General features: G+C 64.7%; 15 protein-coding genes and 1 pseudogene. 6 read left to right on the top strand and 10 right to left on the bottom strand.

Annotated elements, in window-relative coordinates:
• Window positions 1-42 precede the first annotated feature (42 nt).
• Window positions 43-240 (top strand): hypothetical protein, encoded by a 198-nt coding sequence (locus tag E3T25_RS01200; RefSeq protein WP_134371662.1) that lies wholly within the window; start codon window positions 43-45, stop codon window positions 238-240.
• A gap of 419 nt (window positions 241-659) precedes the next feature.
• Here the strand turns inward: E3T25_RS01200 and E3T25_RS01195 are convergent, their stop codons facing one another.
• The 4 genes from E3T25_RS01195 to E3T25_RS01180 form a co-directional block, all read right to left on the bottom strand.
• Window positions 660-1,265, bottom strand: a complete 606-nt coding sequence (locus E3T25_RS01195; RefSeq protein WP_198411399.1) for a DUF305 domain-containing protein — start codon at window positions 1,263-1,265, stop codon at window positions 660-662.
• Between the two features lie 95 nt (window positions 1,266-1,360).
• On the bottom strand, window positions 1,361-1,822 hold the full coding sequence (locus E3T25_RS01190) for a hypothetical protein (protein WP_104102956.1): 462 nt from the start codon (window positions 1,820-1,822) through the stop codon (window positions 1,361-1,363).
• A 99-nt stretch (window positions 1,823-1,921) separates the two neighbouring features.
• A complete protein-coding gene (locus E3T25_RS01185) occupies window positions 1,922-4,213 on the bottom strand; it encodes a heavy metal translocating P-type ATPase (protein WP_134371660.1) in 2,292 nt (763 codons plus the stop codon).
• Window positions 4,210-4,431 carry a heavy-metal-associated domain-containing protein gene (locus E3T25_RS01180; protein WP_134371658.1) on the bottom strand — a complete coding sequence of 74 codons (222 nt, stop codon included), beginning with the start codon at window positions 4,429-4,431 and terminating at the stop codon, window positions 4,210-4,212. The genes E3T25_RS01185 and E3T25_RS01180 overlap by 4 nt, the downstream gene beginning before the upstream one ends.
• A 343-nt stretch (window positions 4,432-4,774) precedes the next feature.
• Between E3T25_RS01180 and E3T25_RS01175 the strand changes: the two genes are divergently transcribed.
• Entirely contained in the window at window positions 4,775-5,101 is a 327-nt protein-coding gene (locus E3T25_RS01175) for a metal-sensitive transcriptional regulator (RefSeq protein ID WP_166785345.1), read from the top strand.
• A gap of 40 nt (window positions 5,102-5,141) precedes the next feature.
• Here E3T25_RS01175 and E3T25_RS01170 read toward each other — a convergent pair whose 3' ends face one another.
• The gene (locus E3T25_RS01170) at window positions 5,142-6,191 is read right to left on the bottom strand and encodes a YVTN family beta-propeller repeat protein (protein WP_241980507.1); all 1,050 of its coding nucleotides are present in this window, start codon (window positions 6,189-6,191) and stop codon (window positions 5,142-5,144) included.
• A gap of 1,111 nt (window positions 6,192-7,302) precedes the next feature.
• On the opposite strand from E3T25_RS01170, the gene E3T25_RS01165 reads away from it, so the two are divergent.
• Window positions 7,303-7,584, top strand: coding sequence for a hypothetical protein (locus tag E3T25_RS01165; RefSeq protein WP_134371657.1), 282 nt, complete (start codon window positions 7,303-7,305; stop codon window positions 7,582-7,584).
• Window positions 7,585-7,588: 4 nt separating this feature from the next.
• Here E3T25_RS01165 and E3T25_RS01160 read toward each other — a convergent pair whose 3' ends face one another.
• The 5 genes and pseudogenes from E3T25_RS01160 to E3T25_RS01140 form a co-directional block, all read right to left on the bottom strand.
• Complete coding sequence (locus E3T25_RS01160; RefSeq protein ID WP_241980505.1) at window positions 7,589-8,728, bottom strand: MFS transporter; 1,140 nt, start codon at window positions 8,726-8,728, stop codon at window positions 7,589-7,591.
• Between the two features lie 87 nt (window positions 8,729-8,815).
• Window positions 8,816-9,102, bottom strand: a pseudogene (locus E3T25_RS01155) (helix-turn-helix domain-containing protein).
• Between the two features lie 314 nt (window positions 9,103-9,416).
• Complete coding sequence (locus E3T25_RS01150) at window positions 9,417-9,599, bottom strand: signal peptidase II (RefSeq protein ID WP_104102965.1); 183 nt, start codon at window positions 9,597-9,599, stop codon at window positions 9,417-9,419.
• A gap of 25 nt (window positions 9,600-9,624) precedes the next feature.
• A complete protein-coding gene (locus E3T25_RS01145; protein ID WP_134371655.1) occupies window positions 9,625-11,577 on the bottom strand; it encodes a heavy metal translocating P-type ATPase in 1,953 nt (650 codons plus the stop codon).
• Window positions 11,574-11,960: an ArsR/SmtB family transcription factor gene (locus tag E3T25_RS01140; RefSeq protein ID WP_134371653.1), complete on the bottom strand. Its 387-nt coding sequence runs from the start codon at window positions 11,958-11,960 to the stop codon at window positions 11,574-11,576. Before E3T25_RS01140 ends, E3T25_RS01145 begins: the two co-directional genes overlap by 4 nt.
• A gap of 122 nt (window positions 11,961-12,082) precedes the next feature.
• Between E3T25_RS01140 and E3T25_RS01135 the strand changes: the two genes are divergently transcribed.
• The 3 genes from E3T25_RS01135 to E3T25_RS01125 all read left to right on the top strand — a co-directional run bounded on the left by E3T25_RS01135 (window position 12,083) and on the right by E3T25_RS01125 (window position 15,259).
• Entirely contained in the window at window positions 12,083-12,895 is an 813-nt protein-coding gene (locus E3T25_RS01135) for an arsenic resistance protein (protein ID WP_241980527.1), read from the top strand.
• 409 nt (window positions 12,896-13,304) lie between these two features.
• The gene (locus tag E3T25_RS01130; RefSeq protein ID WP_134371651.1) at window positions 13,305-14,786 is read left to right on the top strand and encodes a phytoene desaturase family protein; all 1,482 of its coding nucleotides are present in this window, start codon (window positions 13,305-13,307) and stop codon (window positions 14,784-14,786) included.
• 8 nt (window positions 14,787-14,794) lie between these two features.
• Window positions 14,795-15,259, top strand: coding sequence for an SRPBCC family protein (locus E3T25_RS01125; protein WP_174720165.1), 465 nt, complete (start codon window positions 14,795-14,797; stop codon window positions 15,257-15,259).
• Window positions 15,260-15,888: the final 629 nt, after the last annotated feature.

Here is a 15,888-nt window from a genome sequence, read left to right as displayed (position 1 = left end):
TGCCACCATCGCGAGACCAGGCGGCCGTCGATCATGTGCTCGATGATGGCGCACACGCCGAGTCCGCTGGCGTCGGTTGCCGAGACGTCCTTCACGATGCCGTCCGCGACTGCCTGGCTGGGAGTGTTCACGCCGGGATTCATGTCCAGGCCCTTGTTGAAGCTCGAGCAGCGGTCGCAGGACGGCACGCGCGGACCGCAGTCCGTCGTGATGAAGACCCCGACTGTGAACGGCCGCTGAACTGGCGAAGTCACGTCCTTGACATAGCTGCCCGACCTTTGGTTATAGGCGCCTGGCTACGGCTTCTGCACTCGTCCCACGGTGAAAACGTCGCGCAGACGCTGACGGTGTCTGCTTCGTTGATGGGCACGACCTGGGGCGCGTCAGCGGCCAGTTGGCTCTGTGGATTCGCCGCGGCCGGGCCGGGTTTTGCGAGCGAGAGCGGGGAGCGAGACACTGACGGCGAAAAGCGCGACGAAGGCCATCGCCACGACGCCGAACAATCGCCGCCGCACTGGTGGCGGAGCCGGTCGGTCGGACTGTTGTCGGCGCGATTTGTGTGCCAGCCTGCGGGGCTGCCGATGACGCTGGTGTTTTTCTGCCGCCCGCAGACGGCGACGGGTCTCGATAGGCTTTACCGCCGGGAAAGGTGAGGGGTCCTACGGGGTGGAGAGGATGTCCTTCATGACATCGATCTCATCGGTCTGGCTCGTGACGATGTTCGACGCCATGGCCTTGGCGTCCTCGTTTCGACCTTCATCCAGTTCCAGCTCCGCCATCATGATCGCGCCCTGATGGTGGACGATCATCTGTTCCAGGTATAGCTCGCCGGCCTGCGGGCCCGACGCATTTTCGAGGGCCATCATGTCGTCGTCGGACATCATTCCGTCGGAACCGTCACCCATCCCCGACATCCCATCCATGCCGCCGGTGCTGGTCTCATCGGTGCCCCACTCGGCGAGCCAGTCTCTGAGTTGCTCTATTTCCGGTTCTTGGGCGGCTTTGATCTGCGTGGCGAGGTCGGTGATGCGCACGTCGACCTCGTCCTTGGCGAGGATGTCCTCGCTCATCTCGACAGCTTGCTCGTGGTGGGGGATCATCATCTGTGCGAAAGTCACATCAGCCGACCCGAAAGAAGCGGACGCAGTGGAGGTGCTGGATGACCCGGACGAACTGTCGGGGGTTGTCCCGTTGGTGCAGGCGCTGAGCGTGAGCACGGCGGCAAGGGCCGCCCCCGTCAGAAGGTACTTACGTGATTTGAGCATTGTTTTTCCATTCATTAGTCAGACTTGAGAAACCGAGGCGCCGGCGGCCGCGAGGAGGCCACGCGTCCATGAGGGCGCGTCGGCGGCGGTTCGGTCTAAATGCGACTGATGGAAAGAATGGTCAGATTCGGCCTGTGAATATCCAGGACGAGGCGGTGAGAGAGCCGAGCGATGTGCCCGCCCGCGTCGAACAGCCTGCGGTACGTTGACGGTAACCGAGCCAGCAGGATCAGCGAAGCGAGCACCAGCAGGATGGTGCAGGTCATCGCGAGGATCGCACAGTCCAACATGCAATCGGAACAATCCACGACTCCGAGACCGGTGTGTGCGATGACGGAAACCGCCGAGACAGCGCCCGCCGTGACAACGGGGGAGACACCGACCTGCGCGGTGGGGTCAGATGCAACCGCGGTCCCACCCGTCTCGTGACTGGCATGCGTGGAGTTCATGGCCAGCACACCGAACAGGAGTCCGGCCATGGCGACCAACGCCACCAAACCAGACAGGAGGACAGGCCTCGTGCGGGGAACCACGTGTGCTGTGCTATCCAGCTTCATGTCGCCTCCGGTCCCGTTCCTGTCGCGGTTGGTTCCCGCGCATACGCCTCCACAGTATCGACTTTCACACTGCTCGACCTGTGAATGCGATCTCGCAGGTCACCCGATGGTGGCAGGATGTGCGGTGAGCGTTCCGGTAGGTATCGGGGCACCCGCCACGTTGAGTCCGCGAAAGCCGCGCAGCCGGAGGCTGTTGCTCACCACGAAAACAGATGACAGTGCCATGGCCGCGCCGGCGATCAACGGGTTGAGCAAGCCCAGCATAGCCAGCGGGATCGCCGCCACGTTGTAGGCGAAGGCCCAGAACAAGTTGGCCTTGATGGTCGACAGGGTGCGCCGGGAGAGTCGGATCGCATCAGCTGCCGCGATGAGGTCGCTTCTGACCAGGGTCAGATCGCTGGCCTCGATGGCGACATCCGTTCCCGTTCCCATCGCAATGCCCAGGTCCGCGGTGGCCAGTGCCACAGCGTCGTTCACGCCGTCGCCGACCATGGCAACCACGCGACCCTCGCTCTGCAGCTCCCGGATGATCTGCGCTTTCTCGGCCGGCAGCACACCGGCACGAACGTCGCTGATACCGACCTCAGCCGCAACGAAGGCCGCGACGGCCTCGTTGTCGCCGGTGAGGAGCACCGGCTGCAGACCCAGGCGACGGAACTCCGCGATCGCGGCAGCGCTGGTGTCTTTGACGACGTCAGAGACGGCGAGGATACCCCTGGCCTGGCCGTCCCAGGCGACGGCGACCGCGGTTCGACCCTGTGCCTCGAAGGCGGCCAGCACCGTCTCGAGCTCTGACGGAAGCGGGATAGTCCACTGTTCCGTCAGCCAGCGCGGACGTCCCACGAGAACGACCCGACCGCCGACCAGGGCTTGAACGCCGAGACCGTCCGTCGACGCGAAGGACTCGGGAGACGGTAGTTCGCCGGCGCGTTCCCGGGCACCAGACACAATCGCCTGGGCGATGGGATGTTCGGAACCCGTTTCCGCGGCTCCGGCGAGGTGAAGCAGGAGCTGCTCGTCTCCACCAGCGACGGGAACGGCAGCCACGAGCGTCATCCGGCCGGTCGTGACCGTGCCGGTCTTGTCGAGCACGATGGTGTCTACCCGGTGGGTTGATTCGAGAATCTGGGGTCCCTTGATCAGGATGCCCAACTGCGCACCACGCCCGGTGCCCACGAGCAGAGCGGTCGGGGTCGCCAAGCCGAGCGCGCACGGGCACGCGATGATGAGCGTTGCCACGGCCGCGGTGAATGCGACGACGGTCCCTGCTCCGAGCAGCAGCCAGACCACAAGGGTGGCCAGCGACAACCCGATCACGATCGGGACGAAGATCGCTGAGACCCGGTCGGCGAGGCGCTGTACCTCGGCCTTACCGGTCTGCGCCTCTTCGACCAAGCGACCTAGCTGGGCGAGCTGCGTGTCCGCGCCAACGCGGGTGGCCCGCACGACCAGGCGACCACCCGAGTTCAAGGTGGCGCCGACCACGGCTGCGCCGGGCCCGACCTCGACCGGAACGGACTCGCCGGTGAGCATGCTGACGTCGATCGCCGAGTTACCTTCTACAACGGTTCCATCCGTGGCGATCTTCTCGCCGGGACGGACGACGAACTGGTCGCCGACGACCAGCGACGCGGTGGGGACGGTGGTCTCGACACCATCCCGCAGAAGGGTCGTCTCTTTCGCCCCGAGTTCGAGCAGCGCCTTCAGCGCGGCACCAGACTGTTTCTTCGCACGGGCCTCGAAGTAACGGCCGGCCAGGATGAACACCGTGACGGCGGATGCGACCTCCAGGTAGATTTCATCGGCACCGCTTCCCGGGGTGGCGGTAAAGCTGAAGGCCATGGTCATGCCCGGGACTCCAGCCATTCCCAGGAAGAGGGCGTACAGCGACCAGCCGAGTGCGGCGAGCACTCCGATACTGATCAGGGTGTCCATAGTCGCAGCACCGTGGCGCAAATTCACCCAGGCAGCGCGATGGAACGGCCATGCTCCCCAGGCGGCGACCGGGGCGGCAAGGGTGAGAGCCAGCCATTGCCAATTGGTGAATTGCAGCGGGGGGATCATCGAGAGCAGGAGCACGGGGGTGGCGAGCACGGCGGACAGGATCAGCCGCTGGCGCAGGCTGGCCACTGCGCGGTCTTGGTCCGTGGGCACATCGAGTGTCGGCGCCTCAGGCGGTTTCGGACGTGCGGCCGTGTATCCGGTCTCCTCAATCACCGCGATGGCATCCTCAACCGTCGTGCCGTCAGGGATGAGGACACTGGCCTTCTCGGTGGCGTAGTTCACCGATGCCTCGACCCCGGGCATCCGGTTGAGTTTTTTTTCAATTCGCGCCGCGCAGGAGGCGCAGGTCATGCCGCCGACGAGAAGGTCGACCTGCTCTCCACTCATCGTGTCGCCGTGACCAGTTCGTAGCCTGCCTCATCGATGGCGGCGGCCACAGCGGCGGGATCGAGGGGTCTGGAGCTGGAGACGGTGACCACGGAGACGCCGCCCGGAACAAGGTCAACGTCCACGGCTTCGGCTCCGGCGACCTTGCCCACTTCGGCCGTCACGCTCTTCACACAGTGAGAGCAGGTCATTCCCGATACCTGGAAAGTGGTGGTCATGCCGGTAGGTTCTGCGGTGCGCTCGGATTTGTGATCGTGCGACCCGCACGTGCACGAAGAGTCAGTAAGACCAAGGTCGTTCTTATTCGACGTCGACATAGTATTCGCGATTCCTTTCGTTCCCCGGCGATCGAAGCAACCGTCGGGACGTACTTCCAGGGGATACATCCACGGTATACCCCAGGGGGGTACCCGGTCAACATGAGATCGGTGCGCACAGTTGGTCACCCCGCCGCGTGTGAGGTATACCACCCGGGGGTATACTCGGAAAATTCAAAGTGCCACCACTCGCCGGCAGGCCACCAGGATCGCGCGGGGCAGACCAGATCGGATACACACACCAATGAGTGATTTCAGCGACAAGAGCGCGATGACAACCCACGCTGGCCCGCACGGCTATATATCGAGCAAAGACGCGTATGTGAAGCGCCTCCGACGAATCGAAGGACAGGCCAGGGGATTGCAGGGAATGGTTGCAGATGAGCTGTACTGCATCGACATTCTGACGCAGATATCAGCTATGACCAGCGCTCTGCAGTCCGTGGCCTTGGGCTTACTCGAGGACCACATGAGTCACTGTGTTGTTGCCGCTGTCGCTGCCGGCGGTGAAGAAGGCGACGCCAAGATCAAGGAAGCTTCAATCGCAATCGCACGATTGGTCCGCTCCTGACCTCCCCCATGCGCACTGCGCCGCCAGCGCCTGCAAGTACCTAGTGCTTCATCGTCGACGAGTCGCCAGAAACCACCGGAAGCTCCAACTTTGTTTCCGGGGACGGTTCGACGGTTTGCGTTGAGAAGCTGATTCCATTTGGTGTGGATCCGACCGGGATACGTGCCACAACGGTGAGCGACCTCAGATCGAGGACGGCGACCGTGTCTGCGGCCATGTTGGTGACGTACGCGTGTCGGCTGGAGGGGTCAATGACGACGCCGTGGGCGCCGTCGCCCGTCTTCACGCTCTTCACAACCTTGAATGTATCGACACTCAGGATCGAGACTGTTGTGCCTGGTTCGTCGTCGGTGCCCTGGTTGGCTACCAATAGGTACTTGTTGTCCGGGCTCACGAACGTCTGGATCGGTCCGGAGCCGACCGCGGTCTTTCCGATCAGCTTGCGGGTGGCCACGTCTACCTTGGCAACGGCATTTTCCCCACTGAGCGAGGCGTACACGAAGCGTCCGTCCGGCGAGAATGCCACTTGGGCGGGCGCCGCGCCGACCTCAATCTCTGCGACCTGTGAGTTAGTTGCGGTATCGACGACGCCCAGAATCGTTCCGCCGATGTTGGCGACGTAAATCCATTTTCCATCGGGGCTTGGCCGGAGCCCGTGTGGGCCTGTCCCGACGGGGATGGTGGCCACCGACTGCATCGTCGAGGCATTGACTGCCGTCACGGTGTCGTCAGCGTTATTGGTTGTGTAACTCGTCGTGAGATCCGGAGTGACGACAACGTGAGCAGGCATGGCGCCGGTGGCGACCATTCCCGTCACAGCCAACGTAGATGCGTCGAGCTTGATCGCCATAGACGTGGATCCACTGACGGCCCACACGGACTCCCCATCGGCTGTCGCCTGCACATTGTGTGGGCTCTTAAGACCGGTCAGGGTGGTTGCGACCTTGTTCGAGGCCGCGTCGATCGCACTCAGGCTGGCGCCATCTTCGTTGGCGACCCAGACCGTTCCGGTCACGAGTCCCTCATGCATGGCTACCCGGGCCTCCGGGTCATCGGTTGTGGTCATCAGAATTGCCGTCGCGGCCGCCACGATGACCAGGGGGATCGCGCCCATGGCCACTGCACGTCTTCTGTTCATTGCATTCCCGTCACTCATGCCGTTGTCTCTTCGGACGGACCCTCAGCGAGACCATGATTTGTCGAATTGTATTATCTACGATAATACTGCTTTCTATACAGGCATAAGAAAAACGCGCCTGCGCATCGGCTGCTGATGCGGTCGCGGCGACCGGCGGTAAGAGCACATGCTCTCCGATGCCGCTGGTCCCGCAGCCCATTGCACGGTTCAATGTGTTCGACGCGAGGTCTTCAGGTAGCTGCAGATCTCGTCAGGATCGCATCCTGTCCGGCGGAGGAAGCGAGCCTCGATCCTCGACATAGTGCAGCGTTTTCGCCGTCATCCCGGCCACATCAGCCGTTCCTCCTATGCGCACCCTGTGCTCCTGCCATGACCGGACTCGTGGTCCGGCTTGACCTTCCAGCCGTGAGGAAGGTCGAGACTTGAGGTCCGTGCACACCGCACTGCGCGGCGGCAGCGCGATTGCCGATTGGAAGCACTTGGAGGATTCATGTGTAAAACAACGCCGACCGACTTTGACTTGGCGATTATCGGTTTCGGTGGTGCAGCATTCGCGTCCGCGATCCTGGCGACCAGGCTTGACAAGCAAGTGGTTGTGGTCGAGCGTGCAACTATCGGAGGCACCCGCGTTAACCCGTGATGTATGCCGTCTAAGGCCTTGTTGGCGGCCGCCGAAGCTCGCCATGTTGCCTTGGATGCGAGGCGATTCCCCGGCATCGCAGCCTCTGCGGAGCCGGTGGATATGAAGGAGTTAATCGAGGGCAAGCGCGCTCTGGTCAACACGATGCGGGCCAGCAATTAGGGGGGACTTGATCGCCGAATACGATTGGGCCTTCCGTCACGGCGACGCAACGTTCATGGGAACTACGGAGGAGCTGCTATAGGAGATCACCTCGGACGACGGCAGCGTGGAAACCATGCGTTCGGACCAGTACCTCGTGGCCACCGGCTCCGCCCCGTGAGCACCACCCATTGCGGGGTTGTCCGAGGTGGGCTACCTGACCTCGGCGAACGCCATGGAGCTAGACGAAGTGCCCGAGTCATTGCTGGTCCGGGGGGCTACGTGGCCCTCGAACACGCACAACTGTTCTCCCGGCTCGGCTGCGAAATGACCGTCCGGGTGCGCTCCCGGCTGGTGTCGCAGGAAGAATCCGAGGGCACCCGCGACGTGATCGCCGAGGTGACAAGCGCCACCGGCAAGGAGACAATCCGGACCAGCAAGCTCCTCGTGGCCACCGTACGTAGACCCGCCACCGCGGACCTGCACCTCGACAAGGTCGGCGTCACAGTCGGGACACGAGGGCAGATCGAAGTCTCAGGCATGTTGACTCACACGAAGCCGTAGTCCTTCACCTATTGGCCTTCTGAAGCCGTGTTGACGCCGATGTCCACGACCGGACCGCCGCGAGCCCGGCGAGTCCGGCGAGTACGGCGATAGCGGCCAGGACGAGGGCAGTCGGGGCAAGTCCGAGCGTTGCCCCGAGGATCCCGGCCAGCGGGTAGGTGATGATGAAGCAGGCGTGGGAGAGCGAAAACTGGACGGCGAAGACCGCTGGCCGGTTGGTGTCGTCGGAGTAGCGGCGGAGGAGCCGGGCCGACGGCGTGAGGATCAGTGCGGTCGCGGCGCCGAGAACGAACCAGACCGTGAGCACGCCGGGCCAGGCCGGCGCGGAGTCCTGAGCCAGGACCAGCAGCGCGACGGCGACGGGCCCGCTCGGGAGGATGGCGCATCCGGTCAGCATCACGCGTCGATCCGGATAGCGATCCAGCACCCGCGGCAGGTTGAGGGCGACGAGCATGGAGCCGAGTCCGTAGCAGGCGAGGGTGATCGCGAAATCGACCTGGGTTCGTTCGAGGCTGTTCTGCTCGAGGATGACGGTGTTGACGATCACCATCGCGGTAGACGCGGCGACGACGAGGTTCATCGCGAGCAGTGCACGGAGCGGCGGGGTGCGCCAGAACACGCGCACGCCTCGAGTGAGCCGGTCGACGAACGGTGCGGCTGCGGTGGATCTCATCGCCGGGAGGGTGGTGGAGAGCACGAGTGTGGCCGAGCCGACGAAGCCGAGCGCTGTTCCCACGAACAGGGAATGGTAGCTGATCACGGTCAGGAGCGCGGCCGCCAGGATGGGACTGAGCAGGGATTCCAGGTCGTAGGCCAGACGGGACAGCGACAACGCCCGCGTGTATTCGCTTTCCTTAGGAAGAACATCCGGGATCAGCGCCTGGAACGCGGGCGTGAAGGTCGCGGAAGCGGCCTGCAGCACAAAAATGAGAATGTAGATCTGCCAGGCCTCGGTGACGAACGGGAGCGAGATCGCGACCCCGGCCCGGAGAACATCTGAGGACACCAGCAGCACCTTGCGGGGGACGTGGCTGGTGAGCGCGGACACGACCGGGGCGACGCCCACATAGGCGAGCATCTTGATCGTCAAGGCGCTGCCCAGGACGATGCCGGCATCCCCGCCGGCCAGATCGAAGGCGAGCACCCCAGTGCGACGGTGAGCAGGCCGGTGCCAATCAGCGCCACAACCTGGGCGCTGAACAGTTTTCGGTAGGCGGTGTTCCGCAACACGTTACGCATGCGCGTCCACCTCAAGGTCTGTGCTGGCGCTGTCGTGCGGGTGCCGGTGGTGGGCCGGAACGCCATCGAGGGCGTGTTCGGCCTGAAAGATGGCGTCGGGGACAAGCTGGCGGGCGTGCTCGTTTGCGAGGCGATAGAACACCCGGGTTCCTTCGCGCCGGGTAGTCACGATGCGGGCGAGGCGCAGCTTCGCCAAATGCTGCGATACGGCGGCCTGGGACTTGTTGACGATTTTCGCCAGTTGGTTCACCGACAGTGCGAGTCCCGCAACGCGAGTATGACCCGGATGCGCGTGGCGTCGGCGAGCATCGCGAAGACCTCCACGGCCAACTCGACTCACTCACTTTCTGGGCCGAGTGTGCAACCATCCTCATGCATTCATGCGCAGTGTGTTACACACGGGCGAGCACGTTGCGGTGGCTGATACGGCCAGGCTACGAGTGTCCACCTGTCGAGCCGGTCGATGAAGTTTCTGGCGTCTCCGCTGAATCGTTGGGCCGTGCCTGCGTGGAGGGTCCTGACATGCCCAGCGCCGAAGGGATGGTGTACACGGTCACCGCTGCATTGATCAGACCGGTGATCGCGGTAATGGTCTACGGGACCAGACGCGCGTTGATCGCCGCGTCGGTCGCGGCCCGCACGGCCACCCAGCCGATATGCGCGGACCTGAATCCTCGTGCCGTCCCGGCGGACGCGCGGGGGTTGTAGAGAAGCCGGATGCTGATCAACCCCAGGTCGGGGGCCACCCCGCGCGAGAGCGTGGCTTCGGCGTTCACGCTGCCGCTTCCATGGCTTCGGCGTTCACGCTGCCGCTTCCAGTGCTGGGGCGGACTGCGCGGCTCCCAGCGCGGTTGTGCGGCTCAGCCGGCCCGCCCGGACGCCGTTGGCGATCACGACGATTTCGGCCAGTTCGTGGATCAGGACCACGGCGGCCAGGCCGAGCGTGCCGAATAGTGCCAGGGGAATGAGCACGGCGATCAGCAGCAGGGACAGGCCCACGTTCTGGAGCATGATGCTCCGGGTTCTCCGCGCGTGGTCGAGCACCTGGGGTAGGTGGTTCAGATCTTCGCCCATCAGGGCGATGTCGGCTGTTTCGATGGCGACGTCGGAGCCCATGGCGCCCATGGCGATGCCGGTGTCGGCGGTTGCGAGGGCCGGCGCGTCGTTGACGCCGTCGCCGACCATGGCTGTGGGCTGGCGGGCTTTGAGGGTGCGGATGATTTCCGCTTTGTCCTCGGGGCGGAGGTCGGCGTGGACTTTGGTGATGCCCGCAGCCTTCCCCAAGGCGGTGGCGGTGACCAGGTTGTCGCCGGTGAGCATGACCGTGGTGTATCCGGATGCGCTCAGCCGGTCTATGACCTGCCGGGTTTCGGGACGCAGCTCGTCACGGACTGCGATGGCGCCGATGACCTGCCCATTGTCCTCGATGAGGACAGCGGTGGCGCCGGCCTGTTGCATCCGCTGGACGTCGGCGGCCAGGGGGCCGGCATCGATCCACCCCGGCCGGCCGAGGCGTACACGTCGCCCGTCCACCCGGCCCTCCAGGCCGGCGCCGGGGACGGTATCCACGTCGGTGACAAACGCCCGGTCCGGAGCCGCGGCGAGAATGGCGTGGGCGAGGGGGTGTTCGCTGCGGGATTCCAGACCGGCCGCGAGGAAGAGGACATCGTCTTTGGAAGCGGATCCGGTGGTGGCGACATCGATCACGGCGGGTTTGTTGCGGGTGAGGGTTCCGGTCTTGTCCAATGCGATGGTGCGGATCCGGCCGAGGGTTTCCAGGGCACCCCCGCCCTTGATGAGAACGCCCATGCGGCTGGCGGCGCCGACGGAGGCGACCACGGTGACCGGGACGGAGATGGCCAAGGCGCAGGGCGAGGCGGCGACCAGAACGACGAGCGCACGTTCGAACCACAGCAGTGGTTCGCCGACGATGAAGCCGAAGATGATGATCAGGACTGCAACGATCAGGATGCCCGGAACCAGCTTGCTGGCGATCGAGTCGGCCAGCCGCTGACCGGGCCCCTTGCGGGACTGCTCGGCCTCCACGATCTGAACGACCCTGGCCACCGAGTTGTTCTCAGCGGTGCTGGTGACCTCAACTTCGAGCGGGCCTGTGCCGTTGATGGACCCGGCATAGACCTCGGTTCCCGGTCCCGCCTCGACGGGGACGGACTCTCCGGTGAGCGCAGAGGTGTCCAAGGACGTGCGGCCGATGATGATCCTCCCGTCGGTGGCTAGACGTTCCCCGGGCCGGACGACCATGCGGTCGCCGGGGGCGAGTGCTGACAGGGCGACGGTGACCTCGGCGCCGTCGCGCAGGACGATCGCCTCAACCGGGACCAGGTCCAGCAGTGCGCGCAGACCGCGGCGGGTTTTCGCCAGGGAGTATTCCTCAAGCCCTTCCGAGATCGCGTAGAGGAATGCCAGCATGGCTGCTTCCTCGAACTGCCCGAGCGCGACCGCGCCGGCGGCGGCGATCGTCATCAGTGTACCGACCCCGATTTTGCCTTTGAGCAGTCGTCGGAGGGTGGACGGAACAAATGTCCAGGCGGCAATCAGAAGCGCCATGATTTCCAGCGGTAGCAGCAGCCCCTGGGGGCCGCCGGTCAGCGAGACGATCCACGCGGCAAGGAGAAGTGCACCGGAGGCTGCCGCCGCCCGGATCTCGCTCACCTGCCAGAAACTGGCGGTCTCCTCCTCTTCGGATGCCTTGGTCCCGTTTTTCTCGTCGCTGCAACCGCAGGCAGCACTCATGGTGTGCGCTTCTTTGTCAGGGGGACGCCGGTACTGCCGGTGCCGTAGATCGGGCACAGGCTGACCGCGTTGCCGGTTGCGGCGAGTAGAACCTCGGCCTGGGCGAGCATGTCAATCAGCTCCGGACGAGACAGCGAGTAGTACACGCTGCGGCCCTGCATACGGCCTTCCACCAGGCCGCACTCACGCAGGCACGCAACGTGCGCCGAAACCGTGGACTGGGCGAGGCCCAGCTCGTCGGTAAGGTCACTGACCCGTACCTCGCCGCCGGCCATTCGCTTCACAATGCTCAACCGGGCTGGGTCACTGAGGGAGTGGAACAGCGCCGCCGCAGGATCGCGTTGCTCGCACCCATCGGACAGAACCGAAGATTTGATCGTCATTAAACGATGATAGCGCTCAAGGTGGATCCTTCTTCGCTCACCGCCGGGAGTCGGACATCGGCCCATCCGACGCGAGGGTAAGGGCGTTGTGCGTATACACGATGGCGGGACCCGTGCGGTGGATGGAGCGCCGGCGGATTGTAGACATCCGTTTTCTGGGCACCGCGATTGCCGTCGACTTCATCGTCGTTCCGATGGTCGCGTTCGGCCCGTCACGATTCGTTGCCGGCGACCGGGCACTGCTCCTCGGTGCCCCGCTCGTGCTGCTGACTCCGTGTGTCGACTATGTGATCGTGTTCACCGGTCTGGCCGGCGGGGCACGTGAACGACTCCTGGCGGCCACACCTCTGCTGATGCTTCTACAGATTGTTCTACTTCCCATCTACCTGCTGCTGTTCGCCGGCCCGAACACCGTCTCGATGATCGAGATCGAGCCGTTCCTCGAGGCGTTCCTCGTCCTGATCGTGATTCCCCTGCTGGCAGCGGTCACGGTTCAATGGGTTGGCCGTCGGCACCGGTTCGGCCGGGCCATCGAAGCCGTCCTGCAGGTTATTACGGTGCCGCTGATGATGGCCACCCTGGCGGTGGTGATCGGATCCCAGATCGCGGCGGTAAGCATGCGGATCGCCTCGCTTCTGCTGGTGGTGCCGCTGTACATCGCGTTCCCGGTCATCATGGTCGTCGTCGGGTTGTCAGCGAGTCGACTCGCACGCCTGGACGTGCCGGCGACCCGCGCGCTCGTCTTCAGCGGGTCCACCCGCAATTCCCTGGTGGTGCTCCCTCTGGCGCTTGCGCTAGCGGAGTCCCTGTCCGTGGCCGCACTGGCCGTGGTGACCCAGACCGTCGTGGAGCTGGTCGTCATGGTGATCCTCGTGCGTCTCGTACCTCGGCTCACCGGCCAGCGTCGAGCCGCCGACAAAATCGCACATCGATGACGGATGTGGCGGCGCATCCAGTGCCGCCTTCGGTCTATGAGAGGCCTTTCACTCTGTGTACGGCACGCGCGAGGATGTGACCAGAAACGCGCCGAAGACCCCTTGGCGTGACCAGAGTTGGCCCGTATTCGTCCGTGCCAGCGCGTGCACTTGCCACATCAAAACCGCGGAAATCCGCGGCATTTTGCCCCTGTAGCGGGTGGGCCGCACGGCCGAGACTACTATCAGTTGTTTGGGTTCGAGTCCAGGCACCTCAGCACTACCGTGAGTTTTTATGAAAACCTGAGATTTGCGTATTTCCAGTCACACTGTTCGCACCGGGGACACTCAATCGCTGTCGTCGGCATGGTGTCTGTGAACGACGTCAGGGCACTAGGGAAGACTCTTCCCATGACGAGTGGAGAGTGACATGGTGACTGCGCGCCGAGGAGTGCCGGAAGTTGATGCGATCGTGGTCGGCTCCGGGCCCAACGGCCTCGCCGCCGCGGTCACCCTCGCCCGGGCCGGATTCTCTGTGCGCGTCTACGAGAAGTCCGCCGGCGTCGGTGGTGGCGCCGCGACCGCAGAACTGACCTTGCCGGGCTTCCACCACGATGTCTGCTCCGCCGTGCACCCACTCGCGCTGGCTTCGGAGTTCTTTCAACGATTCGGGCTCGCGGATCGGATCGAACTGGCAATTCCCGAGGTTTCTTACGGCCACCCGCTGCCGGGCGGCACCGCCGGCCTCGCCTACCGCAGCTTGACGCGCACCGTCGCCGAACTGGGCAGGGACGGCGCGGCCTGGCAGCGGTTGTTTGCGCCCCTCGTGGCGCATGCCGAGCAGGTCGCTCAGTTCACCGGTGCGCAGCTCCTGCGACTGCCGAAGCATCCGGTCACCGCGCTGCGCTTCGGCTTACGCTCCCTCGAACAGGGCAGCCCGCTCTGGGGCCTGCGCTTCTCGGGCGAAGCCGCGCCTGCCCTGCTCTCCGGCGTCAGCGCCCATACGATCAGGTCGATGCCGAGCATCGTCACAGCCGGTGCGGGCCTCACCCTCGCCACGTATGCGCACGCGGGCGGCTGGCCGATACCGGTCGGCGGCAGCGGCGCGATCGTGACCGCGCTGGTCGACGATCTGCTCGCTCATGGCGGTGAGATCGTCACGTCGACCGAGGTGCGGCGGCTGAGCGAACTGCCGCCGGCCCGCGTGGTGATGCTTGACCTGACGCCGCGTGCGCTCCTGCGACTCGCCGAGGGCGAGCTTCCCGGCGCCTACGCGCGACGGTTGCGCGCCTTCCGGTACGGAAACGGCGTCGCCAAGGTCGACTTCGCGCTTTCGGGTCCGGTGCCCTGGCAGGCTGCCGGGGTGCGGGCGGCTGGCACCGTGCACGTGGGCGGCACTCGGGCTCAGATCCGGCGAGCCGAGAACACCGTTGCGCGCGGCGGACACGCCGAGGAGCCGTATGTTCTCGTGTCCCAGCCCAGCGGCACCGACCCCAGTCGCGCGCCGGCCGGTCAGCACACTCTTTGGGCGTACACCCATGTTCCGCGCGGCTCAACCATCGACCAGACCGAAGCGATCGTGCGCCAGATCGAGCGCTATGCCCCGGGTTTCCGTGACACGATCCTGGCCAGCGCCGGTCGCACCGCGACGGAGATGGAACAGCTCAATCCCAACTACGTCGGCGGTGACATCTCGGCCGGCGAGGTGAGTCTGACCCAACTCGTGCGCCGCCCGGTACTGTCCACTGACCCTTGGCGCACCCCCCTGAGCGGCGTGTACCTGTGCTCGTCATCCACACCGCCGGGCCCCGGCGTGCACGGCCTGGCCGGCTGGTACGCGGCCCTGAGCGCTCTTCGACACGACCTCGGGGTGCGCACAGCCCCCGATCTTTCCCCGACTAACCAGAAATAGGTGACACAGTGGCCGTGACCTACCGCACCATGAGCTGTCCGCCCGAGAACGTTTTCGCCGTCCTCGCTGACGTCTGGCTGTACCCGAGCTGGGTCGTCGCAGCCTCCCGCATGCGGGCTGTCGACGCGGCCTGGCCGACAGCCGGAAGCTCCATCCATCACTCGGTGGGCGTCTGGCCGGCTCTGATCGACGACTCCACCTCTGCTCTGGAGTGGGAATCACCTGGGCACGCGTTGTTCACGGCCCGTGGCTGGCCGATCGGGAAGTCCCACGTGGCCCTCAATGTGAAGGCACGAGGTGGCGGATGCGTCGTGCGCATCACCGAGGACGCCACCGCCGGCCCCGGCCGGTTCGTGCCCTCCTTCCTGCGCGACCCGGCCATTAGTATGCGAAACGTGGAGACTTTGCGCCGGCTCGCTTTCCGGGCCGAGGGCGGTGCCGAGAGGGGCCCGAGAGCGCTCACCGACGCGTGACCACCCCCGGTACCGCGGCCATGATTGAGATGACCCAGTCCCAGTCCCAGCACGCTGGAGCGGACAGGAACAGCCGGGTCACGGGTGCCTCGGCCAGCAGATTACCCAGTGAGGTGTCTGCGGCATGTCCCTCGGATGGGACGGGCCAACATATTATTGACGGCACTGCCGCGGCCGCGGTGAAGAGAGTCGAGCCGTTCCATGTGCACCTGGAAGGACCACAATGTCAAACGTCATCAACCATCTGCCGGCGCAGTCCCGTATGAGCGCAGGGAAGCCGAAAAAGTGACCATCCCGAATCGTTTAGACGCCGATGAGTTCGACCGGCCTCGACATAAGAAGTCCGGCTCCGTGCCCGATCCCGCCGCGCAATCGGGGAAGTAGATCGTGTTCCTTCTCTTCGGCACGCGTGCGCATCGTGCCGTGATAAATGTTGTCTCGTTTGTGTGCGGATATTGTGGGATTCTGGCCCAGCAGCGGGTGGTGAAAAAGTCGTCGAAGTTTACGCTGTTCTTAGTGCCATTGTTTCCCCTTGCCAGGTCGTACGCCAACGAGTGCACCAACTGCGGTGGCACCACACGACTCACCGCCACCCAGGTTCGGCACTCATTGGATTGGGCGACATCACG

The organism is Cryobacterium sandaracinum (assembly GCF_004403415.1).
GTDB classification, from domain to species: domain Bacteria; phylum Actinomycetota; class Actinomycetes; order Actinomycetales; family Microbacteriaceae; genus Cryobacterium; species Cryobacterium sandaracinum.
The sequence above is the reverse complement of the archived record's forward strand: the minus strand, read 5'-3'. Positions and strand labels throughout refer to the sequence as shown.

Coding starts and splice junctions, on each gene's coding strand:
- E3T25_RS01200 (WP_134371662.1), top strand. CDS start 43: ATGATGGCGCACACGCCGAGTCCGCTGGCGTCGGTTGCCGAGACGTCC.
- E3T25_RS01195 (WP_198411399.1), bottom strand. CDS start 1,265: ATGCTCAAATCACGTAAGTACCTTCTGACGGGGGCGGCCCTTGCCGCC.
- E3T25_RS01190 (WP_104102956.1), bottom strand. CDS start 1,822: ATGAAGCTGGATAGCACAGCACACGTGGTTCCCCGCACGAGGCCTGTC.
- E3T25_RS01185 (WP_134371660.1), bottom strand. CDS start 4,213: ATGAGTGGAGAGCAGGTCGACCTTCTCGTCGGCGGCATGACCTGCGCC.
- E3T25_RS01180 (WP_134371658.1), bottom strand. CDS start 4,431: ATGACCACCACTTTCCAGGTATCGGGAATGACCTGCTCTCACTGTGTG.
- E3T25_RS01175 (WP_166785345.1), top strand. CDS start 4,775: ATGAGTGATTTCAGCGACAAGAGCGCGATGACAACCCACGCTGGCCCG.
- E3T25_RS01145 (WP_134371655.1), bottom strand. CDS start 11,577: ATGAGTGCTGCCTGCGGTTGCAGCGACGAGAAAAACGGGACCAAGGCA.
- E3T25_RS01140 (WP_134371653.1), bottom strand. CDS start 11,960: ATGACGATCAAATCTTCGGTTCTGTCCGATGGGTGCGAGCAACGCGAT.
- E3T25_RS01135 (WP_241980527.1), top strand. CDS start 12,083: ATGGAGCGCCGGCGGATTGTAGACATCCGTTTTCTGGGCACCGCGATT.
- E3T25_RS01130 (WP_134371651.1), top strand. CDS start 13,305: ATGGTGACTGCGCGCCGAGGAGTGCCGGAAGTTGATGCGATCGTGGTC.